We start from the raw sequence: 13,382 nt of genomic DNA, 5'->3' as shown, positions 1-13,382 counted from the left end.
GCATCCGTGCGGCCTCGCAGCTCGCCTAAACTCCACTTGGACCGCTCTGAGCGCATTCTGGACTTACTGCACGCTTCTGCTCGCCGGTCGTCCTCAACAGCTGGCTCAACTGGGCTGATCGCAAGTTCTTGCCCAGCCTCGACCGGGCAAATCAGTTGCTGATTCCCCGAGATCGCCTCGCTTTTCGGCCCTTCATGCCGCCGAAATCGTCCGCGCCAAAAAATCGATTTCGTGAGCGGTTTCAATCTGATTTGCCCTGTCCAGCCCTTTGCGCAAAAATATTTTGTTTGCGATTTTCAGAAATGGCGCTTACGTCCCTCCCATCCCGCCTCCACTGAGAGGGGCGTCGCGACCGTCACGGACGTTGGAAGCGGGGAGCGGTGGACGCGTGCTGTGTCGCTTGACGAGCGATAGAGACGCGGACGAGCGAAGGCGTGTGGTCCTGGCCTCCCGATGCTGAGGTCAAGTTTGCGGGCGACGAGCTCGCAAGTGATGGTGGCTAAAAAGCCCGGCACACCAGGGAGAGCGCGCTATAAGCCGTAAACCATCGCGCAGGGAATGCCGGACTGCTTCGGCCTACCTGTGTTGCTTGCGTGCGTCCTTGCACTTCCATTTGCACGCAAGGCTCGCGGGTGCGGCCGTGCATCCGGCATTCCCTGCGCCCTCTCTCTAATTTTCGAGGGCGAGACTGACGCAAAGCTCGGGCAAATCCTGCCGCGGGGATGCTGAAGCACGCCCTCTCCGCTGTCGTGCTCTGCGACGACAGAGCATTCAGATTGTAGGGTGGGCAAAGCGAAGCGTGCCCACCATTCGCGAGGATGCTGCCAGCGGTGGGCACGGCGCTATCGCACCTTTGCCCACCCTACGGACTGGATTGCTTCGCGGAGCCTGTCATCGGGCCGCGCTTCGCGCGGACCCGTTGGCTCGCAATGACGACAGAAATACCAATGCACGGGGCTCGCACGATAAGGCCAGGGACAAAGCTTCACCGCCGCCGCGACGCCTGTGCGCGCAACGCGAAGAGCGGCCAGCGCCGCCCGCCGCGCGGACCCCTGTCCTTCGGCTCGCTGCGACCGAGCGTCATGATCGCCGAGCCCATCGCGACCGAGCCGAAGGTGATGAAGAAGGAGCCGAGCAACACGCCGATCGCAATGGCCGGCGCGCGGTCGGCGAAGATCAGTTCGCGCAAGCCGGCGGGATCGAGCCAAAGCAATCCGCCGACCAGCAGCGCCGCGGCGCAGGCGCCGATCGCGAGGTTGATCGCGAGCAGGCGGAACAGCGGCTCGCGCAGCAGCGCGATCGTTTGTGATGGCATCGGCTTGGCTTGCGGCTCGTCGTGCATACGCAAAGGCCCAACATCTGTAATTCGAGCCTGGCACGCGATCCGCAAACCTTCAATGTCGCAGGTTAACGAGTTCCCGGCCTACGCGACCTGCGCCCGCGGCGGCATCGCGACCATGTCCTGCCACAGCGCCGCGACGCCCTTGTGCGTGGCGGGCGCGATCAGGCAGTGGCCTTCATTGTCGAAGCCGCAGAACAGCGCGGAGGGGTCGCCGAGCACCCGCACGAATCCGCGGTTGATCGCCTCGAGGCATTCGATCACCTCGCCGACATTCGTAAGCTGCGCATGATACTGCAGGTCGACGAGGCGGTACGTCATGACGGGAGGCTCGCCGAAAGCGATACCCGGGCGGGCGAACTCGAACAGCACGTTCACCGCCGGTGGGATGTTCTGGATTTGCTCCAGCAGCGCGCCCGCCTGTTGCCGGCCGCAGGCAACCAGATGCGCGGCCTGCGGCGGCGCGGCCACCGGCGCCGGCGGCGCGAGGCCAAGCGAAGCGGCTACCTGCTGCTCGATCCATTCCCGCACCGGGCCCGGCGCATTGTGAATCTGCTCGTCGCTCAGGGTAATTCCAATCATGGGCGCTCTCCTTCGAAGACCAGCAGTCTAGGAGCGAGCGCGAGAGCGCGGATTGACACGGATCAAATGCGCGCGGTGCTCGGCTGGCGGCCTTATCGTCCCCCGCCGAATCACCTAGGGGTAGCATCAGGACATTCTTGCATGAATCGCCACGAACGCCGCGCCCAAGCGAAGGCCAATGCCAAGGCCGGCAGAGCCGCGCACGCGCCGCAGGCGCTCGCCGTGCTCCATGCGGCTGTGCTCAAGCACGCGCTCGACGGTCGATTCCTCGAGGCGACATCCACCTGCGAACAGGCGCTGAGCCTCGATCCCGACAATGCCGACACGATGCACCTCATGGGCATGGTCAACCTGGAAGCCAGGCAGCTCGCGCACGCGGTGGAATGGACCTCGCGCGCGATCAGCAAAGCTCCGAAGCCGGCCTATTTCGCGACGCTCGGCCTTGCGCTGTCGGATCTTGGACGCCACGAGGACGCGCTGAAAGCGTTCGACACGGCGCTGCAGCTCAAGGGCGATGACGCGCAGCTCTGGTGGCAAAAGGGAGGCGCGCTGATCGCGGCGGGCCGCACGCCGGAGGCGCTGGCCGCCTTCGAGCAGACGCTCAAGCTCGACCCGCGCCATGGTGATGCCGCCTATAAGTGCGGACATCTCCTGCACGGGCTCGAACGGTTTGAGGAAGCGCTCGCGTATCTCGACCGCAGCGCCGCGCTGCAACCGCGCCACGCCCTCACATGGCAGATGCGCGCGCTGGTGCTGAAGGACTTGAACCGGCTCGATGAAGCGCTCGCCGATAATCGCCGGGCGATCGCGCTCGATCCCGCCAACCCCGATACATCAGGCAATCTCGGCGCCGTGCTGCAGGCACAGGGACGCATCGAGGAAGCGCTATCGTCTTACGAGCGCGCGCTGCAAATCCGCCCCGACAGTCCCCGGATGATCACCAACCGTGCGAGCGCGCTCGCCGAGCTCGGGCGGCTGGACGAAGCTATGGCCGACTATCGCCGCGCGCTCGCGATCGATCCTGCGTTTGCCGAGGCCGCCTGGAATCTCGCGCTGCTGCAGTTGCAGCTCGGCGATTTCGAAGAGGGGTTGAAGGGGCGCGAGGTGCGCTGGAAATTCCCGAAGGAGCTGACGCCGTCCTACCCGAAACTCTCCGCGCCGATCTGGCTCGGCGAACAGCCCATCGCCGGCAAAACGGTTCTCGTTTGCGCTGATGAAGGCTTTGGCGATTCGATCCAGTTTGCGCGCTATCTGCCGCTGCTCGCCGAGCGCGGCGCACGCGTCGTTCTGGTGGTCGAAGCTCCGCTCTGTCCGCTGTTGTCGGGCGTGGAAGGCGTCGCGCAGTGCCTGCCGAAGCATCCAGGCACCGTGCTGCCGGCGTTCGACTTCCATATCCCCTTCACCTGCATGCCGCTGGCGTTCAAGACAAGGCTCGACAGCATTTCCGCTCGGGTACCCTATTTGCCGCCGCCGGCCGCGGATCGCGTGCAGGCGTTCGAAAGCCGACTCGACGCGCATGAGAAGCTGCGCGTCGGCCTCGTCTGGTCCGGCAATCCCAAACATCAGAACGATCGCAATCGCTCCGTGCCGCTTGCGACGCTGTCGCGCCTCGTCGCTATCGATGCGACCTTCGTCAGCCTGCAGAAGGACCCGCGGCCGCGCGACGCCGAGACGCTGCGGGCGCTGCCCGAGATCATCGATCTCACCGCCGATCTCACGGACTTCGCGGCGACCGCGGCGCTGATAGCGTGCCTTGATCTCGTGATCAGCGTCGACACCAGCGTCGCCCATCTTGCCGGCGCGCTCGGCAAGCCGGTCTGGCTGCTGCTGCCCCATGTGCCGGATTTCCGCTGGCTGATCGGCCGCGAGGATAGCCCCTGGTATCCGAAGCACCGCCTCTTCGCGCAGAGCGCGACGCGGGAGTATGACAGCGTGCTCGATCGTGTGCGGGTGGAGCTGTCGGAGCTCGCAAAGGCGTTCGTCCGCGCGCGGCGTGGGGAGTGATCCCGATGATGGTGATCGCGCGAGGACGAGATTCGCGTAGGGTGGGCAAAGGCGAAGCCGTGCCCACCATCGAGCGTCGTGCCGGCAATGGTGGGCACGCTTGCGCTTGCCCACCCTACGACTACGACTCCAGGGAGGGTGAACGCGCGCTCGTCATTTCTTGTTCGCGCGGCGCTCGATCTGCTTGGCGATCGGGGCCCAGTAGGTCGAGGGGCGCAAGCGCTGCACGAGGTCGAGGAAGCGCGCGTCGCTGCCGATCAGGATCCGGGGCTTGTTCTTCTCGATGCCTTCGATGATGCGGAGCGCGGCGCGATCCGGCGACTTCGTCGCGACTTTCTCGAAGCGCTCGATTGCCTCATTGCGACGCGTATTCGCGTCGGCCATGCCGCTGCCCGAGCGCGAATTGCGCGCGATGTTGGTGGCTACGCCCCCGGGATGCACCACCGACACCCGCACCGGGCTGTTCTCCTCTTCAAGCTCGTGCCGCAGGGCCTCGGAGAAGCCGCGCACGGCGAATTTGGAGGCGCAATAGGCGGTCTGGCCGGGCGGGGCGACGATGCCGAAAATCGAGGAGAGGTTGACGAGATGCGCTTCGCGCTGGCGCGACAGATGCGGCAGGAAGGCGCGGGTCGAGTGCACCACGCCCCAGAAATTGATGTTCATCAGCCATTCCATCTGCGCCTGGTCGACCTCGGTGAAGTGGCCGAGCAGGGCGACGCCGGCATTGTTGATGACGATGTTGAGCGAGGGATGGGCCGCAACCGCATCCGCCGCGAACGCCGCGATCTCCTTGGGCTCACTGACATCGACGCGATGCGTCGTGACCTTCCGCGCGGTGCCGATCTCGCTCGCGACCTCCGCAAGTCCCACCTCGTCGCGATCGGCCAGCGCCAGATCCGCGCCGCGCGCGGCAAGCTCCTTGGCCAATGCACGGCCGATCCCGCTGGCGGCACCGGTCACGGCCGCCACAGCCCCCCTTATCGCAGTCATGTCGTCTCCCGTCGGCTGAAAGTATGAGCAGGGAACCCGTTCGGATTGCCGCATTTTCTCAAATTGGAACCGAACCATCCAGCGCTTTCGTTTTTAACTTGCGGTGATGGGCAAATTCTTTTCTTCGGGAGACGATCCAATGGGACAGGAGAACCTCCCTCGCGCCACCGCGCTTGTCGTCGAGAACGACCCGTTGCAGCGGGAGATGATTTGCGTGCTGCTCGAGGAAAGCGATTACGACGTCGTCCAATGCGAGAGCGCGGAAGCCGCGCAGGTGGTGCTGGACAAGCTTTCGCCCTCGCTCGTGTTTCTCATGACCGACGTCAGTCTCGCCGGATCGATGAACGGCGTGGAGCTCGCCCGCATCGCGCGCGCTCGCAATCCGAGGCTCGGCGTGATCGTCACCTCGGGCCGCGCGCCGCCCGAGCCGCTGCCGGACGGCGTGAAGTTCTGGGCCAAGCCGTGGGCCGCGCTCGATGTGCTGCGCGAGGCGGAGCTGGCGCAGGCGGGCCGCCTGCGCGCGCCCGCTCGCGCATGATCCGGAAAAGTGTGCAGCGGTTTTCCGGAAAAGATCATGCGCAAACAAAGAGCCAAACGCGATGATAGTTCATGCCGAACTCATCGCGCTTTCGCGCCGACGGAGCGCGTGATACGCTCCGCCCATGTCGCTCTCCTTCTTCCTCACCTCACTGATCGTGATCGTCGCGCCCGGCACCGGCGTGCTCTACACGCTCGCGACCGCGCTGACGCGGGGATCGCGCGCCAGCATCGCGGCCGCCTTTGGCTGCACGCTCGGCATCCTGCCGGCGACGCTTGCCGCCATGCTGGGGCTGGCGGCCGTGCTGCACACCAGCGCGCTCGCTTTCGCGTCGCTGAAATGGTGCGGGGTGGTTTATCTTTTGTATATGTCCTGGCAGGCGCTGCGCGAACATGGCGCGCTTGCGGTCGAGCCGAAGCTCGATCTGCGCTCGCGCCGGCGGGTCGTCGTGACCGGTTTTCTGATCAATATCCTTAACCCGAAGCTATCGATCTTCTTTCTCGCCTTTCTGCCGCAGTTCATCGCCGCCGACGAGCTGCATCCCTTGGCGCGGATGGCTGAATTGTCCGCCGCCTTCATGGTGATAACGTTCGTTGTCTTCGTGCTGTACGGATTGTTCGCGGCGAAGGTCCGCGACCATGTCGTGACCCGGCCTAAGGTGATGACCTGGCTGCGCCGCGCTTTTGCCGGCGGCTTTGTGCTGCTCGGGGCGAAGCTCGCCTTCGCGGAGCGCTGAATCGGACGAAAAGCGCATCAAAACCCATAACATCTGTGGATAACGCCATGACGCTGGCGTGACAGCATGAGGCAGCACGCCGCGAATCTGTTGAGTTTAGCCTTGAGGATTTTGCGAGGCTGGCCCTCCGCCGAGCATGCCTCTCGTGTCGCGTTTCAATCCATTAAACCCTGAGAGGATACTATGGCTAAGAAAGCGAAGAAGGCGAAAAAGGCGAAGAAGGCCAAGAAAGCCAAGAAGAAGTAGCTCTTCCGCCCGGGTGGAGTGCTCAGCTCCGCCCGGGCTCCGGCTCCTGTTGAAGATCCAAAAGCGGCGGGCCTGGCCCGCCTTTTTGATTCACCATTCGTTGACGCTGGCGCGTCCCGCGCACTCCTTAAGCATCGCGAGCGGCTGTTGCGCCTCACCGTGCGAGGCACAATAGTCCACGTCGTCGCGGCCGATGGGCGACCGCCCGCGCGGCGAGACCGGGACAGCGGCGCGAGGCAGGCGATTTTCATCAATTCAAAACCACAGCGCCCTTTCCTCTCCGAGATTGAGAGTCCGTTAAGCGGGAGGCTTGCATGGTGTCCCATAAGAAAACGGGGGACGGCCGTGGGCGGGCTGCCCGGCTAACAGGGGACAGGACGATGCGCCTGCTGCGGTCGCCATGCTGAACGTTCCGACGCTGTGGACGGTGTTCGTCGTCAACTTTCTCGCCGTTGGCCTGATCTGGGCCTACGTCGCCTACACGTACCCCAAGCTTGAAGCTGCGCGGTTCTGGGCGGGCTCGTCGGTCCTGGGTGCGCTCGGCGCCCTGCTGGCGATGCTGGTCCTCGCGTTTCCGGCGACGCGTTGGCCGCTGTTCGCCGGCGCTGCGCTCCTGGTTTTCGCCGCAAGCCTTGCCGCCATGGGCATCGAGCGGTTCTATGAAAAGCCCGCTTCCTGGCGCCGGACATTCCTGATTACCGGCACGACTTGCGCCGGCCTCGTCTTCTTCATCGTGGCCTATGACAGCATGGCGATGCGCGTGCTGATCTATTCGGCCGGCCAGACGCTGACGCTGGCGCCGACTTTGAAGCTCTTGTTCTCGAAGCAGGACGGTCGCGCCAATCCTGGCGCCCGGCTCGCCGGCACCGTCGCCTCGCTCATCATCGCCCTGTTCGCTATCCGCGCGATCGGCAATCTCGTCGGCATCGATTTCTCCTTCACGCACTCGTCGACCGCGCAGGGCGCGTTGACGCTGGCGCTGATCTTCCTGTCGATGTCCTTCAACTTCGGCTTTCTGTTGATGGCGATCGACCATTTGCGCAACGAGGTCGCCGATCTCGCGTTGCTCGACGACCTTACTGGTGTCGGCAACCGCCGGCAGCTCGTGCAGCGCCTCACCGAGGAATGCGCGCGCTCGGAGCGCTCAGGCGAGCCATTCGCGCTGCTGGTGATAGACCTTGACGCCTTCAAGACCATCAACGACACCTACGGTCATGCCACCGGCGACGCGTGCCTGCAGCATTTCACGCTGATGGCGCAGACCCGGCTGCGGCCGGGCGACCTGCTGGCACGCACCGGCGGCGATGAGTTCTGCATCGTGCTGCCGTCCTCGACCTTGCGCGAGGGCATCATGATTGCGCGGCGCGTGCTGGACGTCTGCCGTCAGGACGCCGAGGCCTGCGTCGGGAACGACATTCCGATCGCGGTTTCGATCGGCGTTGCGCAATGGACCCGAGAGGTGGGCGCGTTCCCGGATCGGCTGATGGCGGCTGCCGACCACGCGCTTTATGCCGCCAAGAAAGAGGGAAAGAACTGCTGCGCGGCCTATGATCCCGTCCCGCCGCTCGCACCCGCGACGGAACCGGCCGCCGCGCCCACGCCTGCTTTGCGCAAGCGCGCCTGAACCTGCTAGGCAAAAGGCTCCACAGGGCCTTCTCATCATGAATCTTCGCGGGCTCGCGGTGGCATTCGCCATCGCGGTTTCATTTCCGGTCTTCGGGCAGACGCCCGATCTCCAGACAATCGCAAAGCAGTCCGGCACGCCCGACATCCCCGGCCTCAAGATCGTCTGGCTTTCGCCCTGGGGCGACGTCGCCAAGGCCCATCCCTGGAAGAACATCATCGTGCACCAGACCGAGGGGCCGGCGGGATCTGCGCGCGGCGGCGCGGAGGCCCAGCACAAGAATCCGACGCGCCGCGGCGTCATGGTGTGGGTCGAGACCGACGGCACGGTCTATTGGGCGGTCGCGGACAATCTCGTCCCCACCCACACCGACGGCGCCGACCGCAACGACAACAAGTACATCGACAACAGCAGAACCTATCACCAGGTCAACAAGGATACCTCGATCGGCGTCGAGTTCGCCGGCAATTATCCCGACGTCACCAGGCCTGCGACGCAGGCGCAGATCGACGCCTGGAAGGTCCTCGTGAAGGTCTTGCGCGCGCGCTACAACATCCCGCTCGATCACGTCTATGCGCACGACTGGATCGACTACAAGGATGCCCGTTATTGCGAAGGCTGCGCGCTCGCGACGTTGGCGCGCGAGTGGGGGGAGTAGCGCGACGCTTCAAATCGGCCGGGACATCCAGCGCAGGAAGCGCGTGATCGGGCCGGGCTTTTTCGGCGCGTCGTCGGCCTCGGCGGTGCAGCGCTTGAGGAAGAATTCCAGGAACACCATGTCGTTGGGCTCGGTGACCGTAAAGCTCTCTTCTCCGACGAAGACGGTGTATTCATAGAAGAACGGGCCCACGAACGGTATGGGTGGCGCGGCGCGGCCCTTCGAAATCACGAACTCGGCAGGATTGAGCCCGTGCGCGACCATGGCGCGCTCGACCTGCGGAAGCTTCCGCATGAACTCGGCGGAAAATCCGCCGACCGTGGATTGCAGGATGATCGCCACGGGCTGTTGATCCGTTTGCGCCTTTGCCAAAGGGGTCGGCCAAGCGGCCACGTCCCTGCTTGGTCTGCCGGCATGATCCGCTGGTTCAAGCAAACAAAAAAGCCGGCGTTCCCGCCGGCTCTCTCGTTTCTGTTCGTCGCTGTTCGCGCGGGCTCAGTGCACAGCCTCGAGCGTCGCCGCCTGCTGTCTGGCGATCGCGCCCTTGACCGCCGTCTGCACCTTCTCGAAGGCACGGACTTCGATCTGGCGCACGCGTTCGCGCGACACGCCGAATTCGGCCGCCAGATCTTCCAGCGTCATCGGCTCGTCGGCAAGCCGTCGCGCCTCGAAGATGCGGCGTTCGCGCGGATTGAGCACACCCATGGCGCCGTTCAGCGCATCGCGGCGATGATCGAACTCTTCGCTCTCGGCCATCATTGCTTCGGCGTTCGGCGTGGTGTCGACCAGCCAGTCCTGCCACTCGCCGGCTTCGCCGTCGTCGCGGATCGGAGCGTTCAGCGAGGCATCGCCGCCGAGACGGCGGTTCATGTCGATCACGTCCTGATCGGTCACGCCAAGCCGCTTGGCGATGGTCTTGACCTGGTCGGGGCGCAGATCGCCCTCGTCCAGCGCGTTGATCTTGCTCTTCGCCTTGCGCAGGTTGAAGAACAGCTTCTTCTGGTTCGCGGTGGTGCCCATCTTCACGAGCGACCAGGAACGCAGGATGTACTCTTGAATCGAGGCCTTGATCCACCACATGGCGTAGGTGGCAAGACGGAAGCCTTTTTCAGGCTCGAAACGCTTCACCGCCTGCATCAGGCCGACGTTGCCCTCCGAGACGACCTCGGAAATCGGCAGACCGTAGCCTCGATAGCCCATGGCGATCTTGGCCACGAGCCTGAGATGGCTGGTGACGAGTTTTTGTGCCGCGTCGCGATCGTCATGCTCGCGCCAACGCTTGGCGAGCATGTATTCCTCCTGCGGTTCAAGCATGGGGAACTTACGGATCTCGGCGAGGTACCGGGACAGGCCGGATTCTCCATTGAGAATCGGCAAGGTAGCTGTACGGGCCATTTGAGCGCCCTCCAGATGTTCAGGCCCCCGATAGCGGCGGGCCAGGCAGGCGGCCGCTGTGTTAAAGCCGGCCAGCTTGCGATGTTCCACGTCGGTATTTGACGCAAGTGCAACATACACCAACCGGTGCACTTTTTGGAAGTTAAATGGCCGTTACCTTGCCGTGTGGCTGATATAACCATTTGACATAGCAAAGCTTTTCCTAACACCCTGCGTCATAGCGCCGCTTCCAGAGCCTCTTTCAGGAGAAGCAAATCCTCTGGAAGTGGCGATTCCCAGCGGAGAACATCTCCAGTACGAGGGTGCTCCAATACCAAGAGATAGGCATGCAAGGCTTGCCGATTCAGAACGGCCAGCGCGGAGCGACCCTGCGGGCCAAGCTGGTTCGCCTTGGACTTGAAATGCGGGCCATAGGCCGCATCACCCATCAGCGGATGGCCGATATGGGTGAGGTGGACGCGGATCTGATGGGTCCGGCCGGTCTCGAGGCGACAGGCGAGCATTGAGGCGACCGGCTTGCCGTCCTGACCGTTGAACGTTTCCCTCACTTCATAATGGGTGACCGCTTTCCGGCCGCCCACGTACACCGTCATCTTTTGGGGAGTATGGGGATTTCGATCGATCGGGGCATCGATAGTGCCGCGTGGCCGGTTCGGCACGCCCCAGGCAAAGGCGAGATAGCCGCGCCGCATCTCACCTGTGCGGCCATGGTCGGCGAATTGCGCGGTCAGCGACTGATGGGCGCGATCGTTCTTGGCCGCGACCATCAGGCCGGACGTATCCTTGTCGAGCCGGTGCACGATGCCGGGGCGCTTGACGCCGCCGATGCCGGAGAGGCTGTCGCCGCAATGGGCGATCAGGGCGTTGACCAGCGTTCCCGTGGCGTGGCCCGCGGCGGGGTGCACGACGAGGCCGGCGGGCTTGTCGATGACGATGATGTCGTCGTCCTCGTAGACGACATCGAGCGCGATGTCCTCGCCCTGTGGCGTAGGATCCGCTGCTTCCGGTACGTCGATTATGATCGTATCGCCGCGGCTGACATGATAAGCGGGGTCGCGGATGGGCGCGGCTCCGATGCTGACGGAGCCCGCAAGGATCAGCGCTTTCAGCCGCGAGCGCGACAGGTCGGCAAGATGCGCGGCCAGCACGCGGTCGATGCGGGCCGAGCCCTCGCTGCCCTCCACGGTGACTTTCCGCCTTTCGGCGCCATTGGTAGACGAGCCTTGCATGAGCCAGATCGATTTTCCCGAGCAGACCCCCGAGCAGGCCGCGGTGTTCCAGAAGGTGCGGCGGATGATGCTGATCGCGGGCTTGACCACGGCGGTCGCAATCGCCGCCGTGCTGGTCGCCATCGGCTATCGCCTTTTCACCTCGGAGGGAAGCTCCGGCATGAAGGATGTCACCGCCACCCTCCCCAAGGGCGCACGCATCTACGCGACCGCCGTAGCCGGCGACCAGCTTGTCCTGATGCTGGATGTCGGCGGGGCCACCGAAATCCGCACCTTTGATGCCAAGACATTGAAGCCATCCGGCAAGCTGAAATTTACCACCGAGCCGTAGTCAACAACTCCATTGAAATCCATCGACCACGAAATGCTGGCCGGTCATGAACATGTGCGCTTCGGCGGCGAGATAGCGCACGATGCTGGCGACGTCCTCGGGGGTGCCGACGCGTCCCATGGCAATCCCGGCCTCGAGCTCTGCCTTTCGGTTCCCCAGCAGGCCACCCAAAAGCTTGGTCGCGATGATGCCGGGGCAGATCGCATTGACCGCCACCTTGGGTCCCAATTCCTTGGCGAGCGCGCGCGTCAGGCCCAGAATTCCGGCTTTCGCCGCCGCATAGGCGTGCTTGGAGACGGCGCTGGTCACGCCGCCCGACAGTGCGTTGATCGATGAGATCGAGATGATGCGCCCGCCTGCGTCCTGCTTCATCATGATGGGCGCGGAGGCGTGGATATAGTTGAAGCAGCTTTTCAGATTGATCGCGACGGTCCGGTCGAATTCGGCCTCCGTGATCTCGAGGATCGGTTTTGGATTCGGCGCGCCCGCGTTGTTGAGGAGCACGTCGAGCTGCCCCCAATGCGCGACGATCTCTTCGACGACCGCATGCGCGCGCGCAAAGTCGCTGACGTCGGCCTTCGCGGTGAACGTGCGTCGGCCCCGCGCCTCGATGTCGCGCGCGGTCGCGGCCATTTCTGTTTCCAGCAGATCGACGAGGGCGATGTCGAAGCCGGCATCGGCAAGCGCCAGCGCGCAGGCGCGGCCAATGCCGCGTGCGCCGCCGGTGACGAGGGCCGTTCTTGTCATGGATCAAGCTTCCTTCAGGAGGCGCTATGGTCGCGGGCGTAGCGCACCACGTCGGCATGGGTTGCGAACCAGACGTCGCCCTTTGCTTTCGCGAGCCGGATCAGCTCCTCGATGATCCAGAGCCGCGACCGGTAGCCGATGATGTGAGGATGGCAGGTGAGCTGAAAGATTCCGCCTTCCTCATAGGCCGCCTCGAACTCGCGCCGGAACACGTCGAAGGCATCCGCCGGTGGCGTGTAGGGGCGCAGGCCCTGGAACCGGTGCATCATGAAATAGACCGCGTCATCGCGGATCCATTCCACCGGAAATTCGATGACGCCGGTCGGCTTGCCGTCGAGCAGGAGCTCGTAGCAATCGACGTCCGCCATCAGCGAGGAATCATAGAGCAGGCCCACTTCCTTCGTGATCCGCAGCGTGTGCGGCGAGAAATCCCAGGACGCGGTGCGGGCGCCGACCGGCCGCACGTTTGTGGTTTTCTCCAAAACGTCGGCGGCGCGCAGCATCAGGTCCTTCTCGGCTTCATAGGGCAGCACCGAGTTGAGCTCATGGATCCAGGAATGGATGCCAATCTCGTGCCCTTCGCCGATGATGCGGCGCTGCTCGTCACCATAGAGCAGGGCGACGACGCCCGGCACGTAGAAGGTCGCCGGCACCGCGTGCTTCGCCAGCAGCTTCAGAATGCTCGGCACGCCGACGCGATTGCCATACTGGCCCCATGCCATGCGCCCGATCGATTTGCCGCCGTCGCGCAGCTCGTTGGTCTCGTGATCGGAATCGAACGACAGCGCAAACGCGCAGCGCGCGCCACCCTTCCAGCTTCCGGGACGATAGAGGCGACCGGCGCGCACCTGGTTGACCAGACCGCGCCAATGCTTTTCCGGCCATTGCCAGGGTTCGAGCTTGGTTATGTCGTTCATGATGGTTCTCCCGACTTGTTCTTCTTAGAGCAGGATGAGTTCTGGT

At 64.1% G+C, this 13,382-nt stretch carries 14 protein-coding genes; 6 read left to right on the top strand and 8 right to left on the bottom strand.

Annotated elements, in window-relative coordinates; genetic code table 11:
• Positions 1-985 precede the first annotated feature (985 nt).
• Both VKR55_RS31550 and VKR55_RS31545 read right to left on the bottom strand, forming a co-directional pair.
• Positions 986-1,315 (bottom strand): hypothetical protein, encoded by a 330-nt coding sequence (locus VKR55_RS31550; RefSeq protein WP_324409311.1) that lies wholly within the window; start codon positions 1,313-1,315, stop codon positions 986-988.
• A gap of 108 nt (positions 1,316-1,423) precedes the next feature.
• On the bottom strand, positions 1,424-1,921 hold the full coding sequence (locus VKR55_RS31545) for a hypothetical protein (RefSeq protein ID WP_324409310.1): 498 nt from the start codon (positions 1,919-1,921) through the stop codon (positions 1,424-1,426).
• A 141-nt stretch (positions 1,922-2,062) separates the two neighbouring features.
• Between VKR55_RS31545 and VKR55_RS31540 the strand changes: the two genes are divergently transcribed.
• On the top strand, positions 2,063-3,925 hold the full coding sequence (locus VKR55_RS31540; protein ID WP_324409309.1) for a tetratricopeptide repeat-containing glycosyltransferase family protein: 1,863 nt from the start codon (positions 2,063-2,065) through the stop codon (positions 3,923-3,925).
• A gap of 153 nt (positions 3,926-4,078) precedes the next feature.
• Here the strand turns inward: VKR55_RS31540 and VKR55_RS31535 are convergent, their stop codons facing one another.
• A complete protein-coding gene (locus VKR55_RS31535) occupies positions 4,079-4,915 on the bottom strand; it encodes an SDR family NAD(P)-dependent oxidoreductase (protein ID WP_324409308.1) in 837 nt (278 codons plus the stop codon).
• A 139-nt stretch (positions 4,916-5,054) separates the two neighbouring features.
• Between VKR55_RS31535 and VKR55_RS31530 the strand changes: the two genes are divergently transcribed.
• The 4 genes from VKR55_RS31530 to VKR55_RS31515 all read left to right on the top strand — a co-directional run bounded on the left by VKR55_RS31530 (position 5,055) and on the right by VKR55_RS31515 (position 8,717).
• Complete coding sequence (locus VKR55_RS31530; protein WP_324409307.1) at positions 5,055-5,453, top strand: response regulator; 399 nt, start codon at positions 5,055-5,057, stop codon at positions 5,451-5,453.
• A 124-nt stretch (positions 5,454-5,577) separates the two neighbouring features.
• On the top strand, positions 5,578-6,189 hold the full coding sequence (locus tag VKR55_RS31525) for a LysE family translocator (protein ID WP_324409306.1): 612 nt from the start codon (positions 5,578-5,580) through the stop codon (positions 6,187-6,189).
• A gap of 646 nt (positions 6,190-6,835) precedes the next feature.
• Positions 6,836-8,059: a GGDEF domain-containing protein gene (locus VKR55_RS31520; RefSeq protein ID WP_324409305.1), complete on the top strand. Its 1,224-nt coding sequence runs from the start codon at positions 6,836-6,838 to the stop codon at positions 8,057-8,059.
• Positions 8,060-8,096: 37 nt separating this feature from the next.
• Entirely contained in the window at positions 8,097-8,717 is a 621-nt protein-coding gene (locus VKR55_RS31515) for a peptidoglycan recognition protein family protein (RefSeq protein WP_324409304.1), read from the top strand.
• Between the two features lie 9 nt (positions 8,718-8,726).
• Here VKR55_RS31515 and VKR55_RS31510 read toward each other — a convergent pair whose 3' ends face one another.
• The 3 genes from VKR55_RS31510 to VKR55_RS31500 all read right to left on the bottom strand — a co-directional run bounded on the left by VKR55_RS31510 (position 8,727) and on the right by VKR55_RS31500 (position 11,341).
• Positions 8,727-9,059 (bottom strand): hypothetical protein, encoded by a 333-nt coding sequence (locus tag VKR55_RS31510; protein ID WP_324409303.1) that lies wholly within the window; start codon positions 9,057-9,059, stop codon positions 8,727-8,729.
• 153 nt (positions 9,060-9,212) lie between these two features.
• Complete coding sequence (gene rpoH, locus VKR55_RS31505; RefSeq protein ID WP_324409313.1) at positions 9,213-10,112, bottom strand: RNA polymerase sigma factor RpoH; 900 nt, start codon at positions 10,110-10,112, stop codon at positions 9,213-9,215.
• A 215-nt stretch (positions 10,113-10,327) separates the two neighbouring features.
• Complete coding sequence (locus VKR55_RS31500) at positions 10,328-11,341, bottom strand: RluA family pseudouridine synthase (RefSeq protein ID WP_324409302.1); 1,014 nt, start codon at positions 11,339-11,341, stop codon at positions 10,328-10,330.
• Here VKR55_RS31500 and VKR55_RS31495 point away from each other — a divergent pair.
• The gene (locus VKR55_RS31495) at positions 11,340-11,672 is read left to right on the top strand and encodes a hypothetical protein (RefSeq protein WP_324409301.1); all 333 of its coding nucleotides are present in this window, start codon (positions 11,340-11,342) and stop codon (positions 11,670-11,672) included. The two genes, VKR55_RS31500 and VKR55_RS31495, sit on opposite strands and share 2 nt — an antisense overlap.
• Here VKR55_RS31495 and VKR55_RS31490 read toward each other — a convergent pair whose 3' ends face one another.
• Together VKR55_RS31490 and VKR55_RS31485 are read right to left on the bottom strand one after the other, a co-directional pair.
• Complete coding sequence (locus VKR55_RS31490; protein WP_324409300.1) at positions 11,673-12,419, bottom strand: SDR family NAD(P)-dependent oxidoreductase; 747 nt, start codon at positions 12,417-12,419, stop codon at positions 11,673-11,675.
• A gap of 14 nt (positions 12,420-12,433) precedes the next feature.
• A complete protein-coding gene (locus VKR55_RS31485; RefSeq protein WP_324409299.1) occupies positions 12,434-13,336 on the bottom strand; it encodes a polysaccharide deacetylase family protein in 903 nt (300 codons plus the stop codon).
• Positions 13,337-13,382 lie beyond the last annotated feature (46 nt).

The sequence above is a fragment of the Bradyrhizobium sp. genome (assembly GCF_035309285.1).
Classification (GTDB): Bacteria; Pseudomonadota; Alphaproteobacteria; order Rhizobiales; family Xanthobacteraceae; genus Bradyrhizobium.
This window is presented reverse-complemented; position numbering and strand designations above follow the sequence as displayed.

Bases quoted from the DNA above. Each gene is read 5' to 3' on its own strand.
- VKR55_RS31525 (WP_324409306.1), top strand. From the start codon at position 5,578: ATGTCGCTCTCCTTCTTCCTCACCTCACTGATCGTGATCGTCGCGCCC.
- VKR55_RS31485 (WP_324409299.1), bottom strand. From the start codon at position 13,336: ATGAACGACATAACCAAGCTCGAACCCTGGCAATGGCCGGAAAAGCAT.
- VKR55_RS31490 (WP_324409300.1), bottom strand. From the start codon at position 12,419: ATGACAAGAACGGCCCTCGTCACCGGCGGCGCACGCGGCATTGGCCGC.
- rpoH (WP_324409313.1), bottom strand. From the start codon at position 10,112: ATGGCCCGTACAGCTACCTTGCCGATTCTCAATGGAGAATCCGGCCTG.
- VKR55_RS31540 (WP_324409309.1), top strand. From the start codon at position 2,063: ATGAATCGCCACGAACGCCGCGCCCAAGCGAAGGCCAATGCCAAGGCC.
- VKR55_RS31530 (WP_324409307.1), top strand. From the start codon at position 5,055: ATGGGACAGGAGAACCTCCCTCGCGCCACCGCGCTTGTCGTCGAGAAC.
- VKR55_RS31550 (WP_324409311.1), bottom strand. From the start codon at position 1,315: ATGCCATCACAAACGATCGCGCTGCTGCGCGAGCCGCTGTTCCGCCTG.
- VKR55_RS31515 (WP_324409304.1), top strand. From the start codon at position 8,097: ATGAATCTTCGCGGGCTCGCGGTGGCATTCGCCATCGCGGTTTCATTT.
- VKR55_RS31500 (WP_324409302.1), bottom strand. From the start codon at position 11,341: ATGCAAGGCTCGTCTACCAATGGCGCCGAAAGGCGGAAAGTCACCGTG.
- VKR55_RS31520 (WP_324409305.1), top strand. From the start codon at position 6,836: ATGCTGAACGTTCCGACGCTGTGGACGGTGTTCGTCGTCAACTTTCTC.
- VKR55_RS31495 (WP_324409301.1), top strand. From the start codon at position 11,340: ATGAGCCAGATCGATTTTCCCGAGCAGACCCCCGAGCAGGCCGCGGTG.
- VKR55_RS31535 (WP_324409308.1), bottom strand. From the start codon at position 4,915: ATGACTGCGATAAGGGGGGCTGTGGCGGCCGTGACCGGTGCCGCCAGC.
- VKR55_RS31545 (WP_324409310.1), bottom strand. From the start codon at position 1,921: ATGATTGGAATTACCCTGAGCGACGAGCAGATTCACAATGCGCCGGGC.